Annotated in this window: 1 rRNA gene; it reads right to left on the bottom strand. The window is 54.7% G+C overall.

Annotated features, from left to right (window positions below):
• Window positions 1-4: 4 nt before the first annotated feature.
• Window positions 5-300, bottom strand: a 23S ribosomal RNA gene (locus SB786_RS35945); the annotation flags it as partial.

Here is a 300-nt window from a genome sequence, read left to right as displayed (position 1 = left end):
TTGTAAGGTTAAGCCTCACGGTTCATTAGTACCGGTTAGCTCAACGCATCGCTGCGCTTACACACCCGGCCTATCAACGTCGTCGTCTTCAACGTTCCTTCAGGACTCTCAAGGAGTCAGGGAGAACTCATCTCGGGGCAAGTTTCGTGCTTAGATGCTTTCAGCACTTATCTCTTCCGCATTTAGCTACCGGGCAGTGCCATTGGCATGACAACCCGAACACCAGTGATGCGTCCACTCCGGTCCTCTCGTACTAGGAGCAGCCCCCCTCAGTTCTCCAGCGCCCACGGCAGATAGGGA

The organism is Burkholderia sp. SIMBA_062 (genome assembly GCF_046534765.1).
GTDB classification, from domain to species: Bacteria; Pseudomonadota; Gammaproteobacteria; order Burkholderiales; family Burkholderiaceae; genus Burkholderia; species Burkholderia ambifaria.
The sequence above is the reverse complement of the archived record's forward strand: the minus strand, read 5'-3'. Positions and strand labels throughout refer to the sequence as shown.